At 66.0% G+C, this 506-nt stretch carries 1 protein-coding gene; it reads left to right on the top strand.

What is annotated here, in order from left to right; all coding sequences use genetic code 11:
• Nucleotides 1-506, top strand: a 506-nt coding sequence (locus OK17_RS19315) for a DUF222 domain-containing protein (protein WP_461418429.1), incomplete at both ends; no start/stop codon positions are given.

Below are 506 nucleotides of genomic sequence, written 5' to 3'. Positions count from 1 at the left end.
ACCGACCTGATCTCCGACGCCGCGGTCATCGCTGAGCTCGACACCGAGATCGAATCCATCCTGCGCCACCGCAAGGGTGCCTGGACCCGAGCGAAGCTGCGCGACATGGTCGACCGGTTGGTCTTTCGTCACGACCCCGATGCGGTGCGGGAACGGCGCAAAGAGGCCCTCGACAAGCGCGGTATGTGGATCGAGAACTTCGCCGATGGCACCGGTGAGATCACCGGTGTCATGGCTGCGGAGAACATACGCATCGCGGCGAAAGCGGTGAAAGCCCTCGCCGACACCGTCTGCGCCCACGATGGCCGCAACCGTAACCAGCGCAACTCCGATGCCATGTTCGCACTGTTGACCGGCACCGTCTTCGACTGCCAGTGCGGGCGTGAGGACTGCACCGCCGAGATCCCCGACCCGGCGAAGGTGGTCCGGTCGGTGAGCACCGAGGCCGTCATCCACGTCGTCACCGACGCCGCCACTCTCGCCGGGGCACCAGGGATCGGTTGGGT

The sequence above is a fragment of the Gordonia sp. GN26 genome (assembly GCF_054823965.1).
The sequence above is the reverse complement of the archived record's forward strand: the minus strand, read 5'-3'. Positions and strand labels throughout refer to the sequence as shown.